General features: G+C 70.5%; 20 protein-coding genes. 11 read left to right on the forward strand and 9 right to left on the reverse strand.

The window, feature by feature from the left end; genetic code table 11:
• Positions 1-64 precede the first annotated feature (64 nt).
• Positions 65-2,926: a DEAD/DEAH box helicase gene (locus tag ACFY1U_RS26610; protein WP_390696644.1), complete on the forward strand. Its 2,862-nt coding sequence runs from the start codon at positions 65-67 to the stop codon at positions 2,924-2,926.
• Here the strand turns inward: ACFY1U_RS26610 and atzF are convergent.
• The 4 genes from atzF to ACFY1U_RS26630 are packed head-to-tail and all read right to left on the reverse strand — an operon-like array spanning position 2,908 to position 9,546.
• Positions 2,908-4,617, reverse strand: a complete 1,710-nt coding sequence (gene atzF, locus ACFY1U_RS26615; protein WP_390696866.1) for an allophanate hydrolase — start codon at positions 4,615-4,617, stop codon at positions 2,908-2,910. The genes ACFY1U_RS26610 and atzF overlap by 19 nt on opposite strands.
• Positions 4,614-8,126: a 5-oxoprolinase/urea amidolyase family protein gene (locus tag ACFY1U_RS26620; RefSeq protein WP_390696645.1), complete on the reverse strand. Its 3,513-nt coding sequence runs from the start codon at positions 8,124-8,126 to the stop codon at positions 4,614-4,616. Before ACFY1U_RS26620 ends, atzF begins: the two co-directional genes overlap by 4 nt.
• Entirely contained in the window at positions 8,123-8,725 is a 603-nt protein-coding gene (locus ACFY1U_RS26625) for an urea amidolyase associated protein UAAP2 (RefSeq protein WP_390696646.1), read from the reverse strand. Before ACFY1U_RS26625 ends, ACFY1U_RS26620 begins: the two co-directional genes overlap by 4 nt.
• Complete coding sequence (locus ACFY1U_RS26630) at positions 8,722-9,546, reverse strand: urea amidolyase associated protein UAAP1 (RefSeq protein WP_390696647.1); 825 nt, start codon at positions 9,544-9,546, stop codon at positions 8,722-8,724. Before ACFY1U_RS26630 ends, ACFY1U_RS26625 begins: the two co-directional genes overlap by 4 nt.
• A 605-nt stretch (positions 9,547-10,151) precedes the next feature.
• Between ACFY1U_RS26630 and ACFY1U_RS26635 the strand changes: the two genes are divergently transcribed.
• The 6 genes from ACFY1U_RS26635 (at position 10,152) to ACFY1U_RS26660 (ending at position 15,741) form a co-directional block, all read left to right on the forward strand.
• Positions 10,152-10,787, forward strand: coding sequence for a TetR/AcrR family transcriptional regulator (locus ACFY1U_RS26635; protein WP_390696648.1), 636 nt, complete (start codon positions 10,152-10,154; stop codon positions 10,785-10,787).
• Between the two features lie 316 nt (positions 10,788-11,103).
• Positions 11,104-12,696 carry a sensor histidine kinase gene (locus tag ACFY1U_RS26640; protein ID WP_390696649.1) on the forward strand — a complete coding sequence of 531 codons (1,593 nt, stop codon included), beginning with the start codon at positions 11,104-11,106 and terminating at the stop codon, positions 12,694-12,696.
• Entirely contained in the window at positions 12,693-13,100 is a 408-nt protein-coding gene (locus ACFY1U_RS26645; protein ID WP_016434374.1) for a roadblock/LC7 domain-containing protein, read from the forward strand. Before ACFY1U_RS26640 ends, ACFY1U_RS26645 begins: the two co-directional genes overlap by 4 nt.
• On the forward strand, positions 13,097-13,519 hold the full coding sequence (locus ACFY1U_RS26650; RefSeq protein ID WP_390696650.1) for a DUF742 domain-containing protein: 423 nt from the start codon (positions 13,097-13,099) through the stop codon (positions 13,517-13,519). The genes ACFY1U_RS26645 and ACFY1U_RS26650 overlap by 4 nt, the downstream gene beginning before the upstream one ends.
• Positions 13,500-14,120 carry an ATP/GTP-binding protein gene (locus ACFY1U_RS26655; RefSeq protein WP_390696651.1) on the forward strand — a complete coding sequence of 207 codons (621 nt, stop codon included), beginning with the start codon at positions 13,500-13,502 and terminating at the stop codon, positions 14,118-14,120. The genes ACFY1U_RS26650 and ACFY1U_RS26655 overlap by 20 nt, the downstream gene beginning before the upstream one ends.
• Positions 14,121-14,250: 130 nt before the next feature.
• Positions 14,251-15,741 carry a cytochrome P450 gene (locus tag ACFY1U_RS26660; RefSeq protein WP_390696652.1) on the forward strand — a complete coding sequence of 497 codons (1,491 nt, stop codon included), beginning with the start codon at positions 14,251-14,253 and terminating at the stop codon, positions 15,739-15,741.
• Here the strand turns inward: ACFY1U_RS26660 and ACFY1U_RS26665 are convergent.
• The gene (locus tag ACFY1U_RS26665) at positions 15,735-16,685 is read right to left on the reverse strand and encodes an RluA family pseudouridine synthase (RefSeq protein ID WP_390696653.1); all 951 of its coding nucleotides are present in this window, start codon (positions 16,683-16,685) and stop codon (positions 15,735-15,737) included. The genes ACFY1U_RS26660 and ACFY1U_RS26665 overlap by 7 nt on opposite strands.
• Before the next feature lie 68 nt (positions 16,686-16,753).
• Here ACFY1U_RS26665 and ACFY1U_RS26670 point away from each other — a divergent pair, with 68 nt between their 5' ends.
• Positions 16,754-17,335: a GNAT family N-acetyltransferase gene (locus ACFY1U_RS26670; RefSeq protein ID WP_390696654.1), complete on the forward strand. Its 582-nt coding sequence runs from the start codon at positions 16,754-16,756 to the stop codon at positions 17,333-17,335.
• A 54-nt stretch (positions 17,336-17,389) separates the two neighbouring features.
• On the opposite strand, the gene ACFY1U_RS26675 is transcribed toward ACFY1U_RS26670, so the two are convergent.
• Together ACFY1U_RS26675 and ACFY1U_RS26680 are read right to left on the reverse strand one after the other, a co-directional pair.
• Positions 17,390-18,676 (reverse strand): hypothetical protein, encoded by a 1,287-nt coding sequence (locus ACFY1U_RS26675; protein WP_390696655.1) that lies wholly within the window; start codon positions 18,674-18,676, stop codon positions 17,390-17,392.
• A 239-nt stretch (positions 18,677-18,915) separates the two neighbouring features.
• Positions 18,916-20,475: an amino acid permease gene (locus tag ACFY1U_RS26680; protein ID WP_390696656.1), complete on the reverse strand. Its 1,560-nt coding sequence runs from the start codon at positions 20,473-20,475 to the stop codon at positions 18,916-18,918.
• Between the two features lie 252 nt (positions 20,476-20,727).
• Between ACFY1U_RS26680 and ACFY1U_RS26685 the strand changes: the two genes are divergently transcribed.
• From ACFY1U_RS26685 to ACFY1U_RS26695, 3 genes are all read left to right on the forward strand, one after another.
• Positions 20,728-21,348: a PadR family transcriptional regulator gene (locus ACFY1U_RS26685; protein ID WP_390696657.1), complete on the forward strand. Its 621-nt coding sequence runs from the start codon at positions 20,728-20,730 to the stop codon at positions 21,346-21,348.
• Between the two features lie 184 nt (positions 21,349-21,532).
• A complete protein-coding gene (locus ACFY1U_RS26690; protein WP_390696658.1) occupies positions 21,533-22,549 on the forward strand; it encodes an ATP-binding cassette domain-containing protein in 1,017 nt (338 codons plus the stop codon).
• Positions 22,546-23,322 (forward strand): ABC transporter permease, encoded by a 777-nt coding sequence (locus tag ACFY1U_RS26695; RefSeq protein ID WP_390696659.1) that lies wholly within the window; start codon positions 22,546-22,548, stop codon positions 23,320-23,322. Before ACFY1U_RS26690 ends, ACFY1U_RS26695 begins: the two co-directional genes overlap by 4 nt.
• Before the next feature lie 70 nt (positions 23,323-23,392).
• On the opposite strand, the gene ACFY1U_RS26700 is transcribed toward ACFY1U_RS26695, so the two are convergent.
• Together ACFY1U_RS26700 and ACFY1U_RS26705 are read right to left on the reverse strand one after the other, a co-directional pair.
• A complete protein-coding gene (locus ACFY1U_RS26700; RefSeq protein WP_390696660.1) occupies positions 23,393-24,241 on the reverse strand; it encodes a siderophore-interacting protein in 849 nt (282 codons plus the stop codon).
• A 102-nt stretch (positions 24,242-24,343) separates the two neighbouring features.
• Positions 24,344-25,273 (reverse strand): 5'-3' exonuclease H3TH domain-containing protein, encoded by a 930-nt coding sequence (locus ACFY1U_RS26705; RefSeq protein WP_390696867.1) that lies wholly within the window; start codon positions 25,271-25,273, stop codon positions 24,344-24,346.
• Positions 25,274-25,276 lie beyond the last annotated feature (3 nt).

Genomic DNA, 25,276 nt, shown 5'->3' on the forward strand with positions numbered 1-25,276 from the left:
GGACGGAAGACCCGTCCGGCCCTTGTGCTGTGCGCGGACAGTCCCCAGGGGTCCGGAACGGATAATGATCGTCCTGTTGTCAGTGCGGCCCGGTACGCTCGAAAGCACGATGACAGAGGACCTCTCCCCGGCTGAGCGGTACGCGGCTGCCCGCAGGCGCGCTGCCGAACAGGCCACCGCGCTCGCCTCCTTCCGCGAGATGTACGACTTCGGCCTCGACCCCTTCCAGACAGAGGCCTGCCAGGCGCTCGAAGCGGGCAAGGGCGTGCTGGTCGCAGCGCCCACCGGCTCCGGCAAGACGATCGTGGGCGAGTTCGCCGTCCACCTCGCCCTGATGCAGGGCAAGAAGTGCTTCTACACGACACCCATCAAGGCGCTGTCGAACCAGAAGTACGCCGACCTGTGCCGCCGTTACGGGGACGGCATGGTCGGACTGCTCACCGGCGACAACAGCATCAACCCCGACGCCCCGGTGGTCGTGATGACCACCGAGGTGCTGCGGAACATGCTGTACGCGGGCTCGCAGACCCTCCTCGGCCTCGGCTACGTGGTCATGGACGAGGTGCACTACCTCTCCGACCGCTTCCGCGGCGCCGTATGGGAAGAGGTGATCATCCACCTGCCCGAGTCGGTGACTCTGGTGTCCCTGTCGGCGACCGTGTCCAACGCCGAGGAGTTCGGTGACTGGCTCGACACCGTCCGTGGCGACACCGAGGTGATCGTCTCCGAGCACCGGCCCGTGCCGCTGTTCCAGCACGTGCTCGCCGGACGCCGGATGTACGACCTGTTCGAGGAGGGCGAGGGCCACAAGAAGGCCGTCAACCCCGACCTCACACGCCTGGCCCGGATGGAAGCCCAGCGACCGTCGTACCAGGACCGCAGACGGGGCCGGGCGATGCGCGAGGCCGACCGCGAGCGGGAGCGCAGACAGCGCTCGCGGGTGTGGACCCCGGGGCGCCCCGAGGTCATCGAGCGGCTCGACGCCGAGGGCCTGCTGCCCGCCATCACCTTCATCTTCAGCCGGGCCGCCTGCGAGGCCGCCGTACAGCAGTGTCTGTACGCCGGGCTGCGGCTCAACGACGACGAGGCGCGCGCGAAGGTCCGCGACCTCGTCGAGGAGCGCACCGCGGCCATCCCCACCGAGGATCTGCACGTCCTCGGATACTACGAGTGGCTGGAGGGCCTGGAGCGCGGTATCGCGGCCCACCACGCGGGCATGCTGCCGACGTTCAAGGAGGTCGTCGAGGAGCTGTTCGTGCGAGGGCTGGTCAAGGCCGTGTTCGCGACCGAGACCCTCGCGCTCGGCATCAACATGCCCGCACGCTCGGTGGTCTTGGAGAAACTCGTCAAGTGGAACGGCGAACAGCACGCCGACATCACACCCGGCGAGTACACGCAGCTGACCGGCCGTGCGGGCCGGCGCGGCATCGACGTCGAGGGACACGCCGTCGTCCTGTGGCAGCGCGGGATGAGCCCCGAGCACCTCGCCGGGCTGGCCGGCACGCGCACCTACCCGCTGCGCTCCAGCTTCAAGCCCTCGTACAACATGGCCGTCAACCTGGTCGAGCAGTTCGGCCGGCACCGCTCGCGTGAACTCCTCGAGACGTCCTTCGCGCAGTTCCAGGCCGACAAGTCGGTCGTCGGGATCTCCCGGCAGGTGCAGCGCAACGAGGAGGGCCTGGAGGGCTACAAGGCCTCCATGACCTGCCACCTGGGCGACTTCGAGGAGTACGCGCGGCTGCGCCGCGAGCTCAAGGACCGGGAGACCGAGCTGGCCCGGCAGGGCGCGGCCGAGCGGCGGGCCGAGGCCGCCGTCGCGCTGGAGAAGCTCAAGCCGGGTGACGTCATCCATGTGCCGACGGGCAAGTACGCCGGTCTGGCGCTGGTGCTGGATCCGGGGCTGCCCGCCGGGCGCTCCAACGGCCACCGGGGCTTCGAGCACCACGACGGACCACGGCCGCTGGTCCTGACGGCCGAGCGGCAGGTCAAGCGGCTCGCCTCGATGGACTTCCCGGTGCCGGTCGAGGCGCTGGAGCGGATGCGCATCCCGAAGTCCTTCAACCCGCGCTCCCCGCAGTCGCGTCGGGACCTCGCCTCCGCGCTGCGCTCCAAGGCCGGGCACATTCCGCCGGAGCGGGCCCGCAAGAAGCGCTCCCAGGCGGCCGACGACCGCGAGATCGCAAGGCTGCGGACGGCCATTCGGGCGCACCCCTGCCACGGGTGCAACGAGCGTGAGGACCACGCCCGCTGGGCCGAGCGCTACCACCGGCTGCTGCGGGACACCTCGCAGCTGGAGCGCCGTATCGAGGGCCGCACGAACACCATCGCGCGGACCTTCGACCGGATCGTGGCGCTGCTGACCGAGCTGGACTACCTGCGCGGTGACGAGGTCACCGAGCACGGCAAGCGGCTGGCACGGCTGTACGGCGAACTCGACCTGCTGGCCAGTGAATGCCTGCGAGCGGGTGTCTGGAACGGGCTCGGCCCCGCCGAACTGGCCGCCTGCGTCTCGGCGTTGGTGTACGAGTCACGGGTGGGCGACGACGCCATGGCGCCGAAGCTGCCCACCGGCAAGGTGAAGGCCGCGCTGGGCGAGATGGTGCGGATCTGGGGACGGCTGGACGCCCTGGAGGAGGACTTCCGGATCAACCAGACCGAGGGCGTGGGCCAGCGGGAGCCGGACCTCGGGTTCGCCTGGGCCGCCTACATGTGGGCCAGCGGCAAGGGGCTCGACGAGGTGCTGCGGGAGGCCGAGATGCCGGCCGGGGACTTCGTACGGTGGTGCAAGCAGGTCATCGACGTGCTCGGGCAGATCTCGGCGGCGGCCCCCGTCTCCGGCGGGGAGAACTCGACGGTCGCGAAGAACGCCCGCAAGGCGGTCGACCTGCTGCTGCGGGGGGTTGTCGCCTACTCGTCCGTGGGGTGATGGTGCGTCGGCGGGTGCGGGCGGTTCACATGGTTCCGCCAGCTTCCGTACGACGTGATGTCCTCGGCGTCCGTGAGGGCGGACGGTTCGCACAGGAAACCGGGGACCTCGGTTCCGTCCGCCAGTTCGACGCTGCCCAAGGTCATCGGGCGGGGGAGGGCCGCCAGCAGGCGGCCGAGACCCTCCGCCGGTAGGCGCCAGACCTCCGCCTCGATCGCGGCGCCGCCCTCTCCGACATGGACCAGGCCCGGCTTCGACGGGGTCGTGCGCAGGGCGTGCAGGCGGTAGACCGGGGCCGTTGTCGTCGTACGGTCCAGGCGGGCGCCCAGCGCCAGGAGCTGGGGGTTCAGCGGCTGGCCGGTCAGGTGTGCGCCGACCACCGCCAACCGGGCCTCCGGCTGGAGCAGGGCGGCGATCCGCGCCAGGCGGTCGTCCGTGAACGCCGGGCCGATCAGCATCACGCCGAACGGCAGACCGGCCACCTCGCCCGCCGGGACGGCGGCCGCCGCCAGGTCGAAGAGATTGGTGGAGTTGGTGAAGCGGCCCAGGCGGGCGTTGGCGCCCAGCGGGTCGGCGGCCACGGCAGCGAGGGTCGGATGGCCCGGGGTGGTGGGCAGCAGCAGGGCGTCCGCGTCGGCCAGTTCCGCCAGGGCGCGGGTGCGCAGGGCGGCCAGGCGGTCGGTGTCGGCGTAGAGCCGGTGGGCCGGGATGTCGCGGGCGCGGGTGAGGATGCCGGCGACGGTGGGGTCCAGGCCCGCGACACCGTCCGCGAGCGCCTTGTCGACAAAGCTGCCGACCGCCGTGTAGCGCTCGGCCACGAACGCGCCCTCGTAGAGCATCGCCGCGGCCTCGGTGAACGGGGTCAGATCGAGGGTGCGGAGGTCGGCTCCGGCGGCCTCGAGCCGCCGTACCGCTGCCTCGTACGCCTCCGCCCAGCCCTGGTCCAGCTCGCCGAGCTGTTCCCTCGGCGGGACTGCGACGCGCCATGGGCCGGGGGCGCGCTGGGGGAGCGGCGGGAGTTCGCGGTCCGGCGGGCAGGCCATGAAGGACAGCGCCTGCTCGGCCTCCGGGAGGGTGCGGGCGAACACCGTGACACAGTCGATCGAGGCACAGGCGGGGACCACTCCCGCCGTCGGGACCAGACCGCGGGTCGGTTTCAGGCCGACGATGCCGTTGAACGCGGCCGGGACCCGGCCCGAGCCCGCGGTGTCCGTGCCCAGCGCGAGGTCGACGATGCCCAGGGCCACGGCGACGGCCGAGCCGGAGCTGGAGCCGCCGCTGATCCTGGCGGGATCGTGCGCGTTGCGGACCGCGCCGTGGGGCGAGCGCGTGCCCACCAGGCCCGTCGCGAACTGGTCCAGGTTCGTCGTGCCCAGCACGATCGCGCCCGCCGCGCGCAGCCGGGCGACGACCGGCGCGTCCGCCTCCGGCTGGTAGGCGTACGCCGGGCAGCCCGCGGTGGTGGGCAGCCCGGCCACGTCGATGTTGCCCTTCGCCGCGAACAGGCGACCGGCAAGGGGAAGTCGCTCACCCGCCGCCGTACGGGCGTCGATCGCGGCCGCCTCCTTCTCGACCTCGGCCTGCGGGCGCAGGCCGATCCAGATCTCGGGGCGGTCCACCGCCTCGATGCGGGCGTAGGCGGCACGGACACGGTTCACAGCGGACATCTCTTGCTCCTCGGTGTGGTTCAGTGCGCCGCCGGGGCCAGGACGAGAAGTGCCGTCCCCGCCTCCACCTGGTCGCCCGGTCGGGCCAGGATCTCCGCCACCACGCCGTCCACCGGCGCGTGCACCCTGGACTCCATCTTCATCGCCTCCAGGGCGAGCAGAGGCTGCCCGGCGCTCACCTCGTCGCCCGGCTCGACGTTCAACTGCCAGACGGACGCGGCGAATTCGGCCTCCACCAGTCGGCCGCCCGCCGGGACGGTCACCTCGGCCGGGGGAGCGGCCGGTGCGGCCGCCGCCTCGGCCCGGGTGAACTCGCCTGCGGCCTCCCACGCGTCCCGCTCCGCGGCGAAGGCCCGCTGCTGCCGGGCCCGGAACTCACCGATCGACGCGGAGTTCTCCTCCAGGAAGACCTGGTACTCGGCGAGCGAGAAGGTGCCCTCCTCGATGCGCGGTACGAAGCGGCCGGAGGTGATGTCCGCGCGCAGGCCGAGGAGTTCGTCCGCGTCCACCGGATACCACCGGATGCGGTCGAAGAAGCGCAGCAGCCAGGGCGAGCCCGGCTCGAACGCGCCGCGCTGCTGCCATCCCGACCACACCTGCGTCGTACGGCCCACGAACTGGTAGCCGCCCGGGCCCTCCATCCCGTAGACGCACAGGTAGGCCCCGCCGATGCCGACCGAGTTCTCGGCGGTCCAGGTGCGTGCCGGGTTGTACTTCGTGGTCACCAGGCGGTGGCGGGGGTCGAGCGGGGTCGCCACAGGGGCGCCCAGGTACACGTCTCCCAGGCCCAGAACGAGGTACTCCGCGTCGAAGACCGTGTCGTACACGTCGGTGACCGACTCCAGGCCGTTGACCCGGCGGATGAACTCGATGTTCCACGGGCACCAGGGGGCGTCGTCGCGGACGCCCGCCATGTAGCGGGCGATCGCCTCGCGGGTCGCCGGGTCGTCCCAGGAGAGGGGGAGGTGGACGGTGCGGGAGGGGACGACGAGTTCGTCGGTGGGCGGCAGCGTCGCCGTGATCTCCCGTACGGCGGCGAGAAGCCGATGCAGCGGCAGGCGGCCCGGGTCCGTCTGGATCTGCAGGGAGCGGATGCCCGGTGTGAGGTCCGTGATGCCGTCGGGGCCCTCCTCGGCCACCGCCTCCATCAGCGCATGGACACGCATCCGCAGCGCCAGGTCGAGCTGCATGGGCCCGAATTCGACCAGCAGGTTGTCGTCGCCGCTGCGGCGGTAGGTGATGTCCCCGTCACGGGCCAGCACGCCGCCGTCGACGATGTCCGCGCGGGGCGAGCCGTCGACGGTCACCGGCGCGAAGCGCACCGTGTCGCCCGGACGCAGCTGGCCCAGCTTCCACCGCTCCCCGCTGAGAACCGTCGCCGGGCAGACGAACCCGCCGAGGGAGGGGCCGTCCGGGCCGAGCAGCACCGGCATGTCGCCGGTGTAGTCGACGGCGCCGACGGAATACGGGGTGTCGTGGATGTTGGACGGGTGCAGGCCCGCCTCGCCGCCGTCGGTGCGCGCCCAGCGCGGCTTGGGACCGACCAGCCGTACGCCCGTGCGGGCCGAGTTGAAGTGGACCTTCCAGTCGGCGGCGTAGAAGTCGCGGATGTCGTCCTCGGTGAAGAACTCCGGTGCCGCATGGGGGCCTTCGACCGCGCCTATGTGCCATACGGCGGTGAAGGACGGGCGGTCCGGCACAGGCACGGGGGAGCCGTCGGCGACCGTGCCGCCGTGCAGCACGTCGCCCGTGCGCAGCGCCCGGCCGCCGTGCCCTCCGAACCGGCCCAGGGTGAAGGTGCTCGCGCTGCCGAGGAAGGCCGGTACGTCCAGGCCGCCGGCGAGGAGCACGTACGTGCGCAGGCCGTGCTGTGCGGGCGCGCCGATCTCCAGTACGGCGCCTGCGGGCACCGTCACCGGCTCCCACTGCGCGACGGGCGTGCCGTCGACCGTGACCTCGGCCGGGGCGCCCGTCACGCACACCGTCGTCGGGTGTGTGAACCGCAACGACGGCCCCTGCAGCGTGCATTCGAGGCCCGGGGCGCCCTCCTGGTTGCCGAGCGCCCGGTTGCCGAGCCGGAAGGACAGGTCGTCCATCGGGCCGCACGGCGGCACGCCGACCTGCCAGTAGCCGGTGCGGCCCGGCCAGTCCTGCACGGTGGTGAGGGTGCCGCCGGAGACGACCTCGATGCGCGGTGTCGGATCGGTCACCGAGGCCAGCGTCGCCGTGGAGTGACCGGCGGCCCTGACATCGGGGTGGTCCAGCGCCGCGCGCACCAGGCCCAGGTTGGTCTCGATGCCGTCGACGCGGGTGCGCTCCAGCGCCTCGTCCAGTCGCTGGAGCGCGTGGGCGCGATCGGGGCCGTAGGCGATGACCTTGGCGATCATCGGGTCGTACGACGTCGTCACCTCGGTGCCGGTCTCCACCCAGCCGTCGACGCGTACGCCCGGCGGGAACTCGACCCTGGTCAACAGGCCCGCGCTGGGCCGGTGGTCGCGTGAGGGGTCCTCGGCGTAGAGGCGGGCCTCGACGGCGTGGCCGCGGGGTGCGCCCGGTTCGCGTACGACGTCGGACTCGCCACGGGCCAGGCGCAGCATCCAGGCGACGAGGTCGACGCCGTAGATCTCCTCCGTGACCGGATGCTCCACCTGGAGGCGGGTGTTGACCTCGAGGAAGTACGCCTCCTCGCTGGCGGCGTCGTAGACGAACTCGACGGTTCCGGCGGACCGGTAGCCGACCGATGCGCACAGGTCGCGGGCGCTCGCGGCCAGTTGATCGCGTACACGATCCGGGAGGCCCGGGGCGGGGGCCTCCTCCAGCACTTTCTGGTTGCGGCGCTGGAGGGAGCAGTCGCGGTCGCCGAAGGTGACGACCCGGCCCTCTCCGTCGCCGAAGACCTGCACCTCGACATGGCGGGCGTGCTCGACGAGCCGTTCCAGGAAGACGCCGGCCAAGGAGAAGGAGGCGGCGGCGACGCGCTGCACCCGCTCCCAGGCGTCGGTCAGTTCGTCGGCGGATCGACAAGCCGACATACCGATACCGCCGCCACCGCCGGTCGCCTTGAGCATGACCGGGTAGCCGATCACGGCGGCCCGCGCGAGCGCCTCCTCGACGGAGCCCAGCAGGCCCGTTCCCGGAGCCAGCGGCACCCCTGCCATGTGGGCCGCCGCGCGCGCCGTGTGCTTGGCGCCGAACAGCTCCAGCTGCTCGGGCGTCGGTCCGACGAACACGATCCCGGCGTCCTCGCAGCGGCGCGCGAAGGCCGCGTCCTCGGACAGGAAGCCGTAGCCCGGGTGGATCGCACCCGCGCCGCTGTCCTTGGCCGCCTTCAGCACCAGGTCGGCGTCGAGATACGACTCCTTCGCGGGCGCCGGGCCGAGGCGTACCGCCTCGTCGGCGAGCCGCACGTGGGGCGCGGAGCGGTCCGCGTCGGAGTACACGGCGACCGTGCGCAGGCCGAGTTCGCGGGCGGTGCGGATGATCCGGACCGCGATCTCGCCGCGGTTGGCGACCAGTAGCGTGTCGAAGCTCATCCGGCTTCCCCGATCGTCATCTCCACCGCCGTCGGCTCGAAGCCGTTGCACGGGTTGTTGATCTGGGGGCAGTTGGAGACCAGGACGAGGACATCGCGCTCGGCGCGCAGGGTCAGCTTCAGGCCCGGCGCCGAGAGGCCGTCGACGATGCCGAGGGTGCCGTCCTTCTCGACGGGCACGTTCATGTACCAGTTGATGTTGGAGACGAGGTCGCGCTTGCCGAGGCCGTGCCTGGCGCCCTCCGCGAGGAAGTTGTCCACGCAGGCGTGCTGGGACCAGGTGTGGTGGCCGTAGCGGAGGGTGTTGGACTCCTTGGAGCAGGCGCCGCCGACGGTGTCGTGGCGGCCGACGTCGTCGGCGGTCAGCGTCATCAGCGGGGTGTGCTCGTTGGACATCAGCACGCTGCCCGTGGTCAGGAAGATGCTGCCCTGGGCGTGGATGGTGTCGGGGGCGCTGTAGCGGACCGAGGTGTCGTGGGCGTCGTAGACGAGGAAGTCGACGGCCTGGTTGCCGTGCAGGTCGGTGATGGTCAGCGTCTGGCCCGTGCGGATCACGGACGACCAGGCGGCGCGGGCGGGAACCACGGTCTTCGCGCTCATGCGAGCCCCCTCGCGGAAAGGAATTCGGCGGTGTTGAGGAAGGCGCGGCGGCCTTCGGGCGTGGCCTCCCACAGCGGGTCGCCCGGCGGGGTCGGTGCGGCGCGCCAGGCGAGGACCTCCAGCGGGGTGCTGACGTAGTCGGGGCGCGGGTCGGCCGGGTGCGGCACATTGGCGATCAGTACGGTGACGTCCTGTTCGGCGCGGAGCGTCACGCTGCCGCCCGGGCCGGTGGACCCGGTGAAGTCCAGGGCGCCGTCCTCGCGCACCTCCACGCCCTGGAAGAACGACAGCGACGGCGGCAGGTCGCGCGGCTGTAGGCCGTTCTTCGCGGCCGCCAGCTTGAACAGCTCCCGGCCCGCGGGGGAGGCGGACTGCGGGGTGCCGTCGCCGTACCGCCGCGTGTTGCGTACGAGGGTGGAGGTGCCGCACAGCGCGTCGTGCCGCCCGGAGGCGTCGGCGACGACGCTCGCGAGCACGCGCCCCTGGTCGGACAGCAGGAGCCGGCCCTCGCCGAGGTAGGCGTTCCACTGGACCTTCACCGTGTCGGCGACGTTCAGCCGTTCCCAGGGCCGGTCGGCCACGAACAGCAGCAGATGGGCGCAGGCATCGCCGTTGAGGTCGGTCAGGCGCAGCTCGGTGCCGCGGGCGAGCACCCGGTGGGTGTAGTTGCCGCCCGCCACTGTCTCCGCCCACACCAGATGGCCCGCCGCGCAGGGCGGGTCGGGCCAGTCGGCCGCCGGGACGACGGGCATGGCCTCGGCATGGGTGCCCTCCTGGGCGCGTGCGTGGTCGCGGGCTCCGTAAGTGGTCGCTGTCGCCATCGCGGGACCTCCGGCTCCGGTGTCGTCTCTTCCGGGGTTGTTTCTGTCGCCCGACAGAAATTAGGAGCCGGTCGGGTCGCGAGCATTGCCCAAGCGTTGCCAGCGGGTTACCGAGCCCTCACGGGGACCGTCGGGAGATCACAAGAGGCCGCGGGTCTGCCCGGGTGCCGCCTGGCGGTGGCCGGGGTCGCCCGAAGACGCCTGGGGGCGCGGAGGCGAACAGCCGGCAGCGCAGGCTGCGCCGGGCCGTGCCGAGCGCGCGCAGCCCGGCCACCGCCCCGGTACCGAGGCCCGCGCCCGCGACTCCGGTGCGGCTTGGGGTCCTGGAGGTGGGCCGGTGTTGCTCGGGGTCTCGGGGGTGGGCCGAGGTCCGGGGGTCCTGGGGGTGGGCCGAGGTCCGGGAGTCCTGGAGGTGGGCTCGGTGTGGCCCGGGACTGGAGGGGGCCCGGGCGCCTGGGGGCCTCGAGGCGGCTGCTGGAGCCCCGAGATGCCCGAATGCCGCCCGGAGCTCGCCGGAGACCGCACAAAGGCCCCCAGGCCGCCGGTGGATCTCCGGTGAACCCGCGGGAGATCACCCTGCCCCGCCGTGTGCGAGGATCGAACGCATGGGAACGCCGGGTGAAGGAGGCGGCCGCCGGGTCGGCAGGCCGCGGGCCGCGCAACGGCCGGACAGTGGTCTGCAGCCGCGCGACGAACTTCTCGCGGCCGCCGCCGAGTTGTTCACCACCCGTGGGTACGCGGCCACCACCACCCGCGCGGTCGCCGAGCGCGCGGGGATGCGGCAGGCCTCCATGTACCACTACGTCTCCGGCAAGGAGGAACTCCTCGCCGAGTTGCTGGAGTCCACGGTCACGCCCTCGCTGACCTACGCCCGGCAGCTCCTCGCCGATGACGCGACCCCACCCGAGAACCGGCTGTGGGAGCTGTGCCGGACGGACGTGGAACTGCTGTGCGGCGGCCCGCACAACCTCGGCGGGCTGTATCTGCTGCCCGAGGTGCGGGCCGAGCGGTTCGCCGGCTTCCACGCTGTGCGCGCCGAACTCAAGGACGCCTACCGGCAGTTGCTCGCCGGCACGGCCGCCGGAAGCGCGCTCGCCAAGACCGAGCTCGATCTCCGTACGGACCTGTTGTTCGGTCTGATCGAGGGCGTGATCCTCGTGCACCGCTCCGACCCCGACCGCCCGGTGTCGGTGTTCGCCGAGGCCACGGCGGACGCGGCGCTGCGGATCGCCGGCATCTGACCGACAACCGCGGAACCTGATCTTCACTCGTCACGGCGAGTGGTTTTCGTACGCCCGTACGTCGTGACGTGGCGTGTTCGAGCGACCGCTGAGTGTGTAAATGGAGCCGAGAGTACCCCTTGGTCCGGTCCCATTTCAGGTGCTTGCTGAATATGACACGGCGATGATCCGGTCGGACTAAGCTCGCCCGCAGCGCACCGAGTTGAGGCATATTCGTGCGCTTGTTCCCAAAAATACCGAAGATCCAGCGCAGTCCCATGCGTACCCCACTTGCAAGCTCCCCAGACACCCAGCCGATCTTTTTCAGAGGGCCTACATGGTGAGTGTTCAATCCCCTCCCGGGCGCCGTGAACTTCCTTACGCGCGCGTGCTGTTGCTGCCCGCCATACTGATGGCCGCAGCGACCGGAACAGCCGTCGCCCTGGTGGCCGTGCCGGCCCGCGCGGCCGTCGTGTGGTGCGGCGCCGTCGCCACGCTCCTGGTGATCGCGACGGCGGCCGAAGCGGTACGCCGCGGCCGCACCCTGCGGGCCGAGCGCGAGGAGAGCGCCCGTCACCGTGCGTACATGGAACGGCGGATCGCCGGACACGAACAGGAGATCCACCGCCTCTCGCACGAGATCGTCCCCACCGCCATCGAATACCTGCGCGGCGGGCATACGCCCAGAGAAGTGGTCCGCCTCCTCGGCGACATCGACCCCGCCTACGGCGACCTGCCCAAGGCCCAGGTGGCCTTGGTCAGGCGGATGCTCGACATCATCGACACCGAGGAAGCCCTGCGGGACTCCTCGGCGCGCTCCTTCGTCAACATCGCCCGCCGCGTCCAGGCGATCGTGCACCAGCAGGCCAAGGAACTCCGGGAGATGGAGGAGGACCACGGCCGCAACCCCGAGGTCTTCGACGACCTGCTGCGCATCGACCACGGCACCGCGCTGATCGGCCGCCTCGCCGACTCCATCGCGGTGCTCGGCGGCGGCCGCCCCGGCCGCCAGTGGCCACAGCCCGTACCGCTGTACAGCGTGCTGCGCGGCGCCATGTCCCGGATCCTGGAGTACAAGCGCATCTCGCTCGACAACATCGCCAAGGTCAACATCCGCGGCATCTCCGTCGAGCCGGTCATCCACGCCTGCGCCGAACTCCTCGACAACGCCACGCGCTACTCGCCGCCGCAGACCAAGGTCCACGTCATCGCGACCGAGGTGCAGACCGGCATCGCCATCGAGATCGAGGACGCCGGCGTCAGCCTCAGCGAGGAGGCCCGCGCCAAGGCCGAGTCCATGCTGGAACGCGCCAAGGCCGGCGTCGACCTCCAGGAACTCGGCGACTCCCCCCGCCTGGGCCTGGCCGTCGTGGGCCGCCTGTGCAAGGCGTTCGACATGCAGATCTCGCTGCGCGCCTCCGCGTACGGCGGAGTCCGTGCCGTCCTCGTGATCCCGCGTGTGATGGTGACCAGCGACGAGGCGCCCGGCCTCGCGCACGGCATCGGCGCCACCGCGGCGCCCAAGCTCGAACTCGGTGCGCTCGAAGGTCCCAAGCGCGCACCGAAGAGGCGGCGTCCCACCAGCCCGCGCATCCCGGCCGGCGTGTCCATGGAGGACGAGATCCCCGAGGTCACGGAGTGGACCGCGGGCGGCCTGCCGCAGCGCCGCAGCCGGGTCAAGATCCCGCTCAGCCAGCGGCTCGCCGAACAGGCCGCCGCCGAAGCGGCCGAGCGGGAGGCCCTGGCGAGCAGGCCCGCCTGGGCGACGCCCGTGCCCGAGCCGGAGCCGCAGACCAAGGAAACCGAACCCGGGCTGTGGGTCGAGGCGTTCTGGGAGGGCCTCAAGGGCGACCCGGACCCGACCGCATTCACCCAGCCGACCAACGAGCCGGCCCATGTCGAGGCCGACGACGAGAGGGACCACAAGTGATCCAGCAGCGAGCCAACTTCGACTGGATGCTCAAGGATCTCGCCGACGGAGTACCGGGCATCGAGATGATCGTGGTGCTCTCCGCCGACGGCCTGCGCATCGCTCGCTACGGGGGCGATCCGGACGCCGCCGACCGCGTCGCCGCGGCCTGCGCGGGACTGCAGAGCCTGGCGGGCGCCGTCGCCCATGAGATCCCGGGCAGCGACGGCCGGATGAAGCTGGTCATCATCGAGATCAACGGCGGCTACTTCTATCTGATGGCCGCCGGAGCCAACGCCTACCTCGCGGTGCTCTCCGACGTGGTCGCCGAACCCGGTCTGATGAGCAACCGCATGCGCGATCTCGTCGTACGCATCGGGGCCCATCTCACGAGCCCGCCCCGGCGCAACGGGCAGACCGTATGACTCCTCCGCAACGCCGGCGGCGACATCCCGGTCAGGACACCGCGGCACCTTCCCTGACACCCCTCTCCAAAGAGGGCAAAGGCAAAGACGGCGACGAGAAGGCCCCGGAGCGGCTCTACGTCGTCGCCGGACCGGACGGGGAGCGCGCCGACATCGACCTCGTCACGTTAATCGTGGCGCGCGCCGACCCGCCGCCCTCCGCCCCTCCGGAGCAGACGGCGATGCTCCGGCTCTGCACGGCCCCCCTGTCGGTGGCCGAGCTCTCGGCCTATCTGAGCCTGCCGTTCAGCGTGGTGACCGTACTGCTGACCGACATGCTGACGGCAGAACTGGTGCAGGCGCGCGCCCCGATCGTGCGGCAGGCGCTCCCCGACCGTTCCCTTCTCGAAGCGGTGATGCATGGACTTCAAAGGCTCTGACACCATCCCCGGACCACGAACAGAGGATCATCTGCCGCACACGGCCCAGGCCGCGGTGAAGATCGTGATCGTGGGCGGCTTCGGAGTCGGCAAGACGACGATGGTCGGCTCGGTCAGCGAGATCAGGCCGCTGACCACCGAGGAGACCATGACGCAGGCCGGCGTCGGGGTCGACGACAACTACGGCTCCGAGTCCAAGACGGCCACCACCGTGGCCATGGACTTCGGCCGTATCAGCATCACCGACCAACTGGTGCTGTACCTCTTCGGCACGCCTGGCCAGGAACGCTTCTGGTTCCTGTGGAACGGCCTGTTCGAGGGCGCGCTCGGCGCGGTCGTGCTGATCGACACCCGCCGGCTCGAGGTCAGCTTCGACGTCATAGGGCGGCTGGAGGAGCGCGGCGTCCCCTTCGTGGTCGCCGTCAACTCCTTCCCGGACGCGCCCCGTTACCCCATCTCCGATCTGCGCACCGCACTCGACCTGGCCGAGGAGATCCCGATCATCGACTGCGACGCGCGTCGCCGGGCCTCCAGCCGGGACGTCCTGATGACGCTGCTGCGCTTCCTGCATGCACTGGCGCGGGCCAAGGCCGGCACATAAGCCCCGCGCACTACTTCTCCCGTATACCCGGCCATCCCACATTCCGGGCCATCCCGTGGTCCCGGCTTCGCTCGAACCGGGCCCCATCACCTCCTGTACACCGGATCCAATCAGCTTCGGAGCGACGATCGTGACGCCTGAACCCCTCTCCCCGACCGGTACGGACGAGTCCCTGGCCGGCCCGCCTCCGGGCTGCCCCGCGCACGGAAAAGGCATCGGCCCCGGCGGACTGCGCCGGCTGTACGGCCCCGGGGCGGAGAACCTGGGAGCCGTGTACGAGAAGCTCCGCGAGGAGCACGGTCCCGTGGCTCCCGCGCTGCTGCACGAGGACGTGCCGATCTGGGTGGTGCTCGGTCACAGCGAGAACCTGCAGATGGTGAGCACGCCCGCGCAGTTCTGCAAGAACAACAGGTTGTGGAACCCGATGCGGGACGGGACGGTCAAGCCCGACCACCCGCTCATGCCGCACTTCGCCTGGCAGCCCATCTGCGCCCACGCCGAAGGCGACGAGCACGTGCGGCTTCGCGGGGCGGTCACTGCCGCCATGTCGACCATCAACCAACGGGGCGTCCGCCGCCACATCAACCACGCGACCCAGCACCTCGTGAACAAGTTCTGCGAGAAGGGCAGGGCTGACCTGGTCGGCCAGTTCGCCGAATACCTGCCGATGGCGGTGATGTGCGAGGTCCTCGGCATGGCCGACGAATACAACGATCGGATGGTGCACGCCGCCCGCGACATGCTCAAGGGCACCGAGACCTCCATCGCCAGCAACGCGTATGTCATGGACGTCCTGATGCGGCTCACTGCCCGCCGCCGGGCCGAACCCGAGGACGACTTCACCAGCCACCTGATCAACAACGAGGCGCGGCTCAACGACGAGGAGGTCGGCCAGCACCTGCGCGTCGTCCTGATGGCGGCGTACGAGGCCACCACCAACCTCATCGCCAACGTGCTGCGCATGGTGCTCACCCACCCGGGGTTCCGCGCCCAGCTCAACGGAGGCCAGATGACCGTGCCCCAGGCGGTCGAGCAGTCCCTGTGGGACGAGCCGCCGTTCAGCACCGTCTTCGCCTACTTCGCCAAGCAGGACACCGAGCTGGGCGGCCAGCGCATCCGCAAGGGCGACGGCCTCCTCCTGGGCATCGCGCCGGGCAACGTGGACCCGCGCGTCCGTCCGGACCTGTCGGCCAACATGATGGGCAACCGCTCCCACCTCGCCTTCAGCGGCGGCCCGCACGAGTGCCCGGGCCAGGACATCGGCCGCGCCATCGCCGACGTCGGCGTCGACGCGCTGCTGAACCGTCTTCCCGACGTCCAACTCGACTGTGACGAGGACGAGTTGCAGTGGGTGACGGGCATCTCGAACCGCCACCTGGTGGAACTGCCGGTCCGCTTCGAGCCGAAGCCACGGCAGGACGTGAAGGCCAAGCCCGGCCTCGCCCCCGTCCCGGCGCAGCGCACCGACTGGCAGGTCGGCAGCAAGCAGCCCGAGCCGGTCGCCCCCGCCCCCGAGCTGCAGCCGGCGGCACCGCCCCAGCAGGCCGCGTCGGCACCTGAGCAGCCGGCTCGCCCGAAGGGTGCCTGGCGGCGCCTCCTGACCTGGTGGCGCGGCTACTGACCAGCCCAGCCGCCGTAGGAGCTCCAGGCCTCCAGAGTCCGCGCACTCCGGAACCTGTGCTCCACCCCAGTGACCGGATCGGTGAACTCCAGCGTCCGCGCCAGCAGTTGGAGCGGTCGCCGGAAGTCACCGGCCGGCATGGGGTCGGTCACCACCGGGTAGAGCGGATCGCCGAGGATGGGCACCCCGAGCGCGTTCATATGGACACGGAGCTGATGGGTCTGCCCGGTGCTGGGAATCAGCCGGTACCGCCCCAGGCCGTCGGCACGGTGCTCGACCAGCTCCACCCTGCTGACCGCGTTCGGCTCGCCCTCCACCTCGTAGGCGGCGAGTACCCCACGCTCCTTCACGATGCGGCTGCGCACCGTCCGGGGAAGGTCGAGACCCGGATCGTACGGCGCCACCGCCTCGTACTCCTTCGCTATCCGCCGGTCGCGGAACAGTGCCTGGTACGCGCCGCGTTCCTCGGGCCGCACCGTGAACAGCACGAGCCCGGCGGTGAGCCGGTCCAGCCGGTGCGCGGCCCCCAGCGTGGGCAGGCCCAGTTCCCGGCGCAGGCGCGCGAGCACGGTCTCGGTGACGTGGCTGCCGCGCGGGGTGGTAGCCAGGAAGTGCGGCTTGTCCGCGACGACGATGTGCTCGTCCCGGTGCACGACCCGAAGCGGGTCCGGCACCGGTACCTCCTCGGGCAGCTCGCGGTGGAACCACAGAAACATGCCGGGTTCGTACGCCGCGTCGGGCGCGACGGCCCGCCCGTCGGTTCCGACGATCTGCCCCGCGTCGAACATCCCGTCGACGGCCCCTGCGCCCGCCCCGCTCAGCCGCTCGACCAGATGCTCGCGCACGGTGGCCCACGGCCCCCCGGCGGGCAGCCGCACCCGCACCGGATCCACCCCTCGCCGTTGCGGCAGCGGGGCGGGCGGGATCCGTGGCTTGCGTCTCATCACGATCAAGCGTACGGCGCCGGAAAAAACGGTTGGACCGGCCGCGCCCCACGGGCAGGATGCGGATCATGCCGTACACCACCGGACCCGTGCTGCCCTCTGGAAGCCTCGCCCGATCCCCGCAGCCTGTGCTCTCCACCGGCGACGGGCTGGTGCTGCGCCCCTGGCGGGCCGAGGACGCGCCCGCAGTGCACGAGACCTTCCAGGATCCGCTCATGCACCAGTGGCATCTGCGGACCAGCGACTCGGAGGCGGAGGCCGCGGGCTGGATCGAGGGATGGCTGAAGGAGTGGGAAGGCGAGCGCATCGCCCAGTGGGCCGTGACCGACGCAGACAGCGACCGGCTGCTGGGGCGGGTGGCGCTGCGCGAGATCGTGCTCTTCGACGGTCTGGCCAAGGTCGCGTACTGGACCACGGCGGCGGCCCGCGGCCGGGGCGTCGCCGCACGTGCGACCGGCACCCTCACCCGCTGGGCCTTCGAGGAGATCGGCTTTCACCGCCTCGAACTCCTGCACGCCGCCGCCAACTTGGCCTCCTGCCGGGTCGCAGCCAAGACCGGCTTCGCCCTGGAAGGGGTCAAGCGCAGCGCCTTCCTGCACCCCGACGGCTGGCACGACATGCACCTGCACGCGCGCGTGCAGGGCGACTGACCCTGCACACACGTGTGCGAGAGCTGTCCGCATATGCGTTTGTGACAGAACTTGTCATCCGGCGCGACGGTGCGACCACATGAATCGGCGAGCTGAATCCTCTTCGCCGCTGTGGAACATTTTCTCCAGCCATTCATCCGTCGGCATTTCGCCGAAGAGGCGCTTGAGTTCGCGGGCCATCGGCGGAGCCAGCGGGAATCGCCCGCCATGCCGACGTTCCTGGTACCGGTCCTGTATCTGCACGAAGAGAAAACCGCTGCGGCCGAAGTGTACCAACGGCTCGGGCGCACCGGTGAAGACCAGATCGTCGATGAGATCGAGATAGATCGACCGGTAGCTGGCCTTCCTTTTCTCCGACCGGTGGCCGTTCGAGGTCGGCTGGTGATTGTCCATCGAGTAGATGCCGAGCGTCGACTTGCACAGGTCCATCGAGAGGCAGTCGCACACGGCACTGTCCATGAGCCAGGGGAAGGAGACCGGGCCGGTTTCGCTGTTCCGGGCGACCATGATCGCAGTGCCATATGCATTTCCAGTGTTCCCCCGGAATATGACACCGTCCCACATGCCCGGCGAGTTCTGCAACGCCTCGTGGAGTCCGACGTGTCCGTCCCCCGGCCGGAAGTCCATCTTCTCCGCGTACTGCGCAATGGACTGTCGGATCAGAGACAGCAGCGCATGGACCGCGTCGCGCCCCCAGCCGGCCGCGTCCATCGACTCCACGAGATCGCCGACGGAGCGGCCGTACATGCGGAAACGGCCGCTGACCAGATCGAGTGGAGGTACGCAGATGTCGTCGAGGATGGTGGCGAAGGCGATGTAGTGCAGCCCCAGTGGATCTGCGCCGTATCGCTCGCCGACCCAGCAGGCCATCCACTGGATGGTGTCACGGCACGCGCGTGACACCGTGTCGGCGGCGGTGGCATCGCGCTTCTTCGTCCAGTCGGCATAGTGCTGCGGGGTCCCGCCGAGCTGCCCCTCCACCGAATCCCACCGCTCCACGACCTCTTCCAGTAACGGCCACACGTTAATCCGGTGACGCTGCGCGATCGGGCCCACGTAACCGTCCCCGCCCATCACCGTGTACAGGTGGGCGGTCTGCTTGTTGTAACGGGACCTCGTGGTCGATGGACGAACAGCTTCCACGGGTTTTCGCGGGTAATGCAGGAATGTGCAGGCCGTATCGCGATCGCAATTCGGTCCGCACCAGAGTTCATGCGAACGGTGCAGCAGTTGCTGAATGCTGCGTGCTTCTGACATATGCGCCAGGGCCTCCTGCGCGGAGCCCTTCCAAGCGAGCACGTCCGGGGTTACTGCCGCCACTTCGACGCAACTTGATGCCATGACCACGAGCCTCCGCAAGAACATCCCACTTCTGGCTTCAATCCCCAGCGTGCGCGCGACGTCGTTCCCCGTGAAGGAGCGTAGGAGGAGCGTACGACGGCACGCGAGGGCGCACTTGGTTGAAATGTTGTCATGTGTGGCATCGATCCGAAAGTGTTGGGTCCCACTCGTTCATGGCTGTGCGAGTGAACTGGTGGGAAATGCGCGACACTTGTTGCATCTGTGCACGAAGCGTCCGGCTATCGAGTCGGATCCGGGAGGGCCGGAGCGGCTTCCCGGGCGGCGTGCGCGCGCCGAGTGCGCCCCCACCGGTACAGGGCCCCGATCCCTACGCTGGCCGCGAGGAACAGCACCGTGAACCACTGGAAGTACCAGTGCCCGCCCGCCGGGTCGTACACCGCCGCCCTCGGCCAGGCCAGGTTGACCGTCATGAGGAGGCCGTAGAGGAGGGCGAGGGCGTTGACCGGGATGCCCCAGCGGCCGAGGGAGAAGAGCCGGCCGCCCGTCTCGTCGGTGCCTTCGGCGGTGAACTCCCCGCGCAGACGGCGGATCAGAAGCGGACCCGTGACCATCGCGTACGCCAGGTACAGCATCACGATGCAGGTGGTGCCGATGGCCAGGAAGGCGTCCGGGGAGACGAAGTTGAGCAGCAGAAGGGCCGCGGCGAGGATGCCGACGACGAGGGCGGGGGCGCTGGGCATGCCCGTGCTCGGGTTGACGCGGGCGAGGCGGCGGGAGAAGGGGAGCTGGCCGTCGCGGGCCATGGAGAACAGCATCCGGCAGGCCGCGGTCTGGATGGCGAGGGTGGCCACCGCGATCGCCACCACCACGTCGGCCAGCAGGACCTTGCCGACGCCGTCGCCGAGGCGGCTGGTGAGGACGTAGCTCAGTCCGTCGACGCCCAGCCGGCCGTCGGTCAGGCTGGGCGCGGCGAGCAGGCCGCCGAGGATGACCAGGCCGCCGAGCAGGCCCGCGGCGCCGAGTGCCGTGAGGATCGTGCGGGGCGCCGTACGCCGGGGATGGTGTGTCTCCTCGCTCATCTCGCCCGCGCTGTCGAAGCCGATCATCACGTACGCCGCCGTGAAGGAACCGACGGCAAGCGCCCCGAACAGGCCCGAACTCGCGGCTCCCGTGGTGTGGAAGGTGATGCCGGGGGAGCGCTTCGAGTGGGTGAGCAGCAGCACGACGATGAGCGCCGCACCGATGATCTCGGCGGTCACCCCGACCCGGTTGATCAGGGACATCACGCGGTTGTCCACGATGTTCACGATCGTGGTCAGCACCAGCAGGATCACTCCGAGGACCGCCGCGTTCGCCGCGCCGTCCGCTGACGTCACCGCAGGGTCGGTGCCCACCAGCTGGAAGCCCGACCAGATCGCCGGCAGCACCATCTGCAGCGCCAGCGCCGCCGCCGCGACCACCACGATCTGTCCGATCACCATGATCCAGCCGGCGAACCAGCCGAAGGTGAGGTTCGAAAGCCGGGAGGACCACTGGTAGATGGCGCCCGAGATCGGATACCGGGCGGCCAGCTCCGCGAAGCACGCGGCCACCAGCAGCTGCCCGACCAGCACCACCGGCCAGGCCCAGAAGAAGACGGGGCCGCCGAACGCGTACCCGAAGGCGAAGAACTGGAAGACGGTCGTCAGGACGGAGATGAAGGAGAACCCGGCCGCGAAGGAGGCGTACCTGCCCAGGCTGCGGTGCAGTTCCTGGCGGTAGCCGAACTCGGCGAGCGAGCCGTCGTCGGGCGGGTGCGGTGGATCGGGGCGTACGTCGGAGGGGGTGGTTGTCGTCACGGCGGCACCTGCCTTCGGCGCGGGGAGCGGAGAGTGGCGCGGGTTCCTGTCAGGCGACAGAAATTAGGGACGGGCTGTTTCGTACGCGTCACGCCGCCATGTCCACGGCGGGCCCAAGTCCTCACGCCCTTGCTATGCGCATCCTCACGCCCTTGCCATGCCCGTCGAAACGCGATACATCGTGTGCATTGACGCCTGCCTGGCCGTCGCGATATGTTCGGTCACGGATATTCGTAAGCGAGGTGATCGGTCATGGCGATGAAGCGCCGCAAGCTCAGCAATCCGCTGGCGCTCGCCGTGCTGGTCACGCTCTGGCAGAAGCCGATGCATCCGTACGAGATCGCCCAGACGCTGCGCCGGCAGGGCAAGGACGTCAGCACCAAGATCAAGTACGGCTCGCTCTACACGGTCGTGCAGAACCTCCAGAAGCACGGCTTCGTCGAGGTCGCGGACGTCGAGCGGCAGGGCAACCGGCCCGAGCGCACGGTCTACGGGCTCACCGAGGCGGGGCGGGCGGAGATGGCCGACTGGCTGTCCGATCTGCTGGCCGTTCCGGCCAAGGAGTTCCCGATCTTCGAGACCGCGCTGTCACTCCTCGGGGCGCTGCCTCCCGACGACGTGGTGCGGCTGCTCCAGGAGCGGCTGCAGAACCTCGAGGTGGAGGTGGCGAGCGGGCGCGCGGCGCTGCAGAAGCTCGGCGAGACGCTCCCGCGGCTCTTCCTCGTCGAGGTCGAGTACCAGTTGCACATGGTCGAGGCGCAGGCGGAATGGGTCCGCGGTTTCCTGGAGGAGATCGAGAAGGGCTCGCTGCCGGGCGTCGACGGGTGGCGCCGCTTCCATGAAACGGGGGAGCTGCCACCGGAGTTCACCTGACGAAACAGACCCCGGCCGGGCTGTTGCAGCAGCTGGGCCGGGGTCTCGAACCCCGAACTGAATCCGCCGTGAAGCGGCTCCAGGCGATCGAGGTGCGGCACACCCAGGATAGCCCGGCGCTCTTCATGCGGACGGATCAGTTGTCATCCGGTCGTTTTTCATCCGCTCATTCAGGAGAGCAGTCGTGAGTGCTACCCGTGCGCCCGCAGTGCAGGCGCGCCAGCTGATCAAGACCTACCCCGGTGAGGTCACCGCCCTGTGCGGCATGGACGTCACCGTGGAACCGGGCACCGTCTTCGGGCTCCTCGGGCCCAACGGCGCCGGCAAGTCCACCACCGTCAAGATCCTCACCACCCTCGCGAAGCCCGACTCGGGCACCGCCACCGTCGCCGGGCACGATGTGCTGCGCCACCCGGACCGGGTGCGCCGGGCGATCGGCGTGGTCGCCCAGAGCTCCGGCGCCGATCCGGTCGCCACCGGCCGCGAGAACCTCCAACTGCAGGGCAGGCTCTACGGCTTGAAGGGCGCCGCCCTCAGCAGCCGGGTGGACGAGCTGCTCGACCGCTTCAGCCTCGCCGACGCCGCGAAGCGGCCGGTCAAGGGCTACTCCGGCGGTATGCGCCGCCGACTCGACGTCGCCCTCGGTCTGGTGCACCGGCCCGAGGTGCTCTTCCTCGACGAGCCCACCACCGGCCTCGATCCCGAGGCCCGCACGGCGATGTGGGAGGAGATCGACCGGCTGGCGGGGGAGGAGGGTCTGACGATCCTGCTCACCACGCACTACCTGGAGGAGGCCGACCGGCTTGCCGAGCGCATCGCCATCGTCGACCGCGGCCGGGTCGTCGTCGAGGGCACCCCGGACTCCCTCAAGGGCGAACTCCGCGGCGATGCCGTCCACTTGGAGCTCAGGGAGCCGGTCGGCGAGGCCGGCCGTACGCTTCTGAAAGGCGCCCTCGGCGCTCTGCCCGGGGTGCACGAGGTGCTGATCGACGGGCGCCGTGTCAGCGTCCGCGCCGATGACGGGGCGGCTGCCGTACCCGCACTGCTCGGGGCGCTGGAGCGGGCCGGGGTCGGGGTCGCCGCGGCGACCGTCGCCCGGCCCTCCCTCGACGACGTCTACCTCCGCTACGCCGGCCGCCGTTACTCCGAGGCCGACGCCGAAGCCACCGGGAACCTCGTCCTCGCCGGAGGTGCGCGATGAGCACGGCCGTCTCCCAGACCTGGTACATGACGCAACGTCAGCTCATGGTGTTCACCCGGCAGCCGGCGTACGCGGTCATCACCCTGATCCAGCCGGTGATCTGGCTGTTCCTGTTCGGCAACCTCTTCAAGAAGGTTGTCGAGCTGGGCGGCTTCGGGACGACGACGTACCTCGACTACCTCGTGCCGGGCGTGGTCGTGATGAGCGCGCTCAGCTCCAACATGTGGGCCGGGATGGGCACGCTGGAGGAGATCCAGCGGGGCACGCTCAACCGCTTCCTGACCACTCCGGTCAGCCGGGCCGCGTTGATGAACGGCAACGTCGTCAACAACGGCCTGGTCACCGCGTTCCAGTCGGTGGTCATCGTGCTGCTCGCGCTGGCGGGCGGCGCCGACTATCCGGGTGGTCTCGGCGGCATCGCGATCCTGGTTCTCGCCTCCGTGCTGCTCGGCACCGTCTTCGGGGCGCTGTCCAACGCGCTGGGCATGCTGGTGCGGGAGCGGGAGTCGATCATCGGCATCAACACCTTCCTGCTGCTGCCCCTGACGTTCCTGTCCAGTGCCTTCATGGCGCCCTCCCAGATGCCGTCCTGGATGCGGCACATCGCCGACTTCAACCCGCTCAACTGGGCGATGGTCGCGGGCCGTTCGGCACTGTCGGCGCATCCCGACTGGGGTGACGTGCTCAGCCGCGGCGGGGCGCTGCTGGCGCTCGCGGTGGCGGCCGTGTGGCTGTCGATCCGGACGTTCCGCTCGTACCAGCGGTCGGTGTGAGCGCATCGCTCGGTGTGACGGCAGCAGCGAAGGGGCGGCACCTCGACGAGGTGCCGCCCCTTCGGATGTCTCATGCGGCGGACGCCGCGCTCTCCTGCTCCGCCTCGATGCGCGCGTTCCACTCCCGCTTGGAGGCCTGCCAGCCGTCCTCGTTGTGCCCGAGCCGCCAGTAGCCGGAGATCGACAGGTCCTCGCGCGGGATCGCCAGGTCACAGCGCAGCAGCTGGCGCAGCTCCTTCACGAAGTGCGCCTCGCCGTGCACGAACGCTTGCACCCGGCCATCCGGGAATCGCAGCGACCGTACGGCCTCGACGAGTGCCTCGCCGACGGGCCGGTCCCCGCGGTGCAGCCAGACGACCTTCACGTCGGAGTCGATCTTCTGCTCCTCCTCGGGGCCCGAGACCTCCACGAAGGCGTGCGCCGTGACGCCCTCGGGCAGCGACTCCAGGGAGCGCGCGATCGCCGGGAGGGCGCTCTCGTCGCCGACGAGCAGATGCCAGTCGGCGCTGAGGTCCGGGGCGTAGGCGCCGCCCGGGCCCATGAAGTGCACGGTCTCGCCCGGCTGGACGCGCGCTGCCCACGGGCCGGCCAGGCCCTCGTCGCCATGGATCACGAAGTCCAGCGCCAGCTCGCGGTGGACCGGGTCCCAGGTCCGCACGGTGTACGTCCGGGTCACCGGCCACTGCTCGCGGGGGAGTTCCTCGCGGATGCGCTCCAGGTCGAAGGGCTCGGGATAGGCAACACCCTCGGTCGGCGGGAACAGCAGCTTCACATAGTGGTCGGTGCAGGTGTCCGCCGCGAACGCGGCCAGACCCTCGCCACCGAGGACCACGCGCTGCATGTGCGGAGTCAGCCGCTGCGTGCGGACGACCTGCGCGGACTGGGCCTTCCGCGGCTTGCGTGCCGGGCGTTCTGCCATGGCGGCCTCCCTGTTCCCAAGCTTAGGTTTGCCTAAGTTAGCATCTTCCCTCAGTTAACACCTCTCCCATGAAGACTTGATGAGTGCGCATCGCCGGAATCGTCACATCCCGAGCGTCGTCAGCAGACGCTGCAGCGAGCCGCCGAGGCCCCAGCGGACCGCCAGCTCGTCCAGCGCCGCCGAGTCGCGCGGGGCGTGCGGCAGGGCCGTGTCCACGTCCGGCAGCGGCACGTCGTCGGCGACCTTGACGACCTTCGGGGCCACGGCGACGTACGGCCGCGCCTCGTCCAGCCGCTTGCGCTGCGACGGGGTGAGCTTGGCCTTGGGGTCCTCGACCGCGGCCATGATCCCGGCCAGGTCCCCGAACTCGGCGAGCAGCTTCGCGGCCGTCTTCTCGCCGATGCCCGGCACGCCCGGCAGGCCGTCGCTCGGGTCGCCGCGCAGCAGCGCCAGATCCGCGTACCCCACGCCGTCCACCCCATACTTCTCGCGCAGCCACGCCTCGTCGGTGAGCTGCAGTGTGCCGACGCCCTTGAGCGGGTAGAGCACGCGCACCCCGCGCGCGTCGTCCACGAGCTGGTACAGGTCGCGGTCGCCGGTGACGATGTCGACCGGGCCCTTCGCCCGCGCGGTGAACGTGCCGATCACGTCGTCCGCCTCGTACGGCTCGACGCCCACGCGCGCGATGCCGAGCGCGTCGAGGACCGCCTCGATGACCGGCACCTGCGGAGACAGCGTGTCCGGCACCTCCTCCTCGTCCGGGCCCACCTCGTGCTCCTCGGCGACGCGGTGCGCCTTGTAGGAGGGGATCAGGTCGACCCGCCACTGCGGGCGCCAGTCGGCGTCCATGCATGCCACCAGATGGTCGGGGCGGTGGTCCTTGACGAGGCGGTCGATGAATTCGAGGAGCCCGCGCACGGCGTTCACCGGGGTGCCGTCCGGGGCCTTCACGGACTCCGGCACGCCGAAGTAGGCGCGGAAATAGAGCGAGGCGGTGTCGAGGAGCATCAGTCGTCCGGTCACGCCTCGCATCAT

Source organism: Streptomyces sp. NPDC001351, assembly GCF_042896045.1.
Classification (GTDB): domain Bacteria; phylum Actinomycetota; class Actinomycetes; order Streptomycetales; family Streptomycetaceae; genus Streptomyces.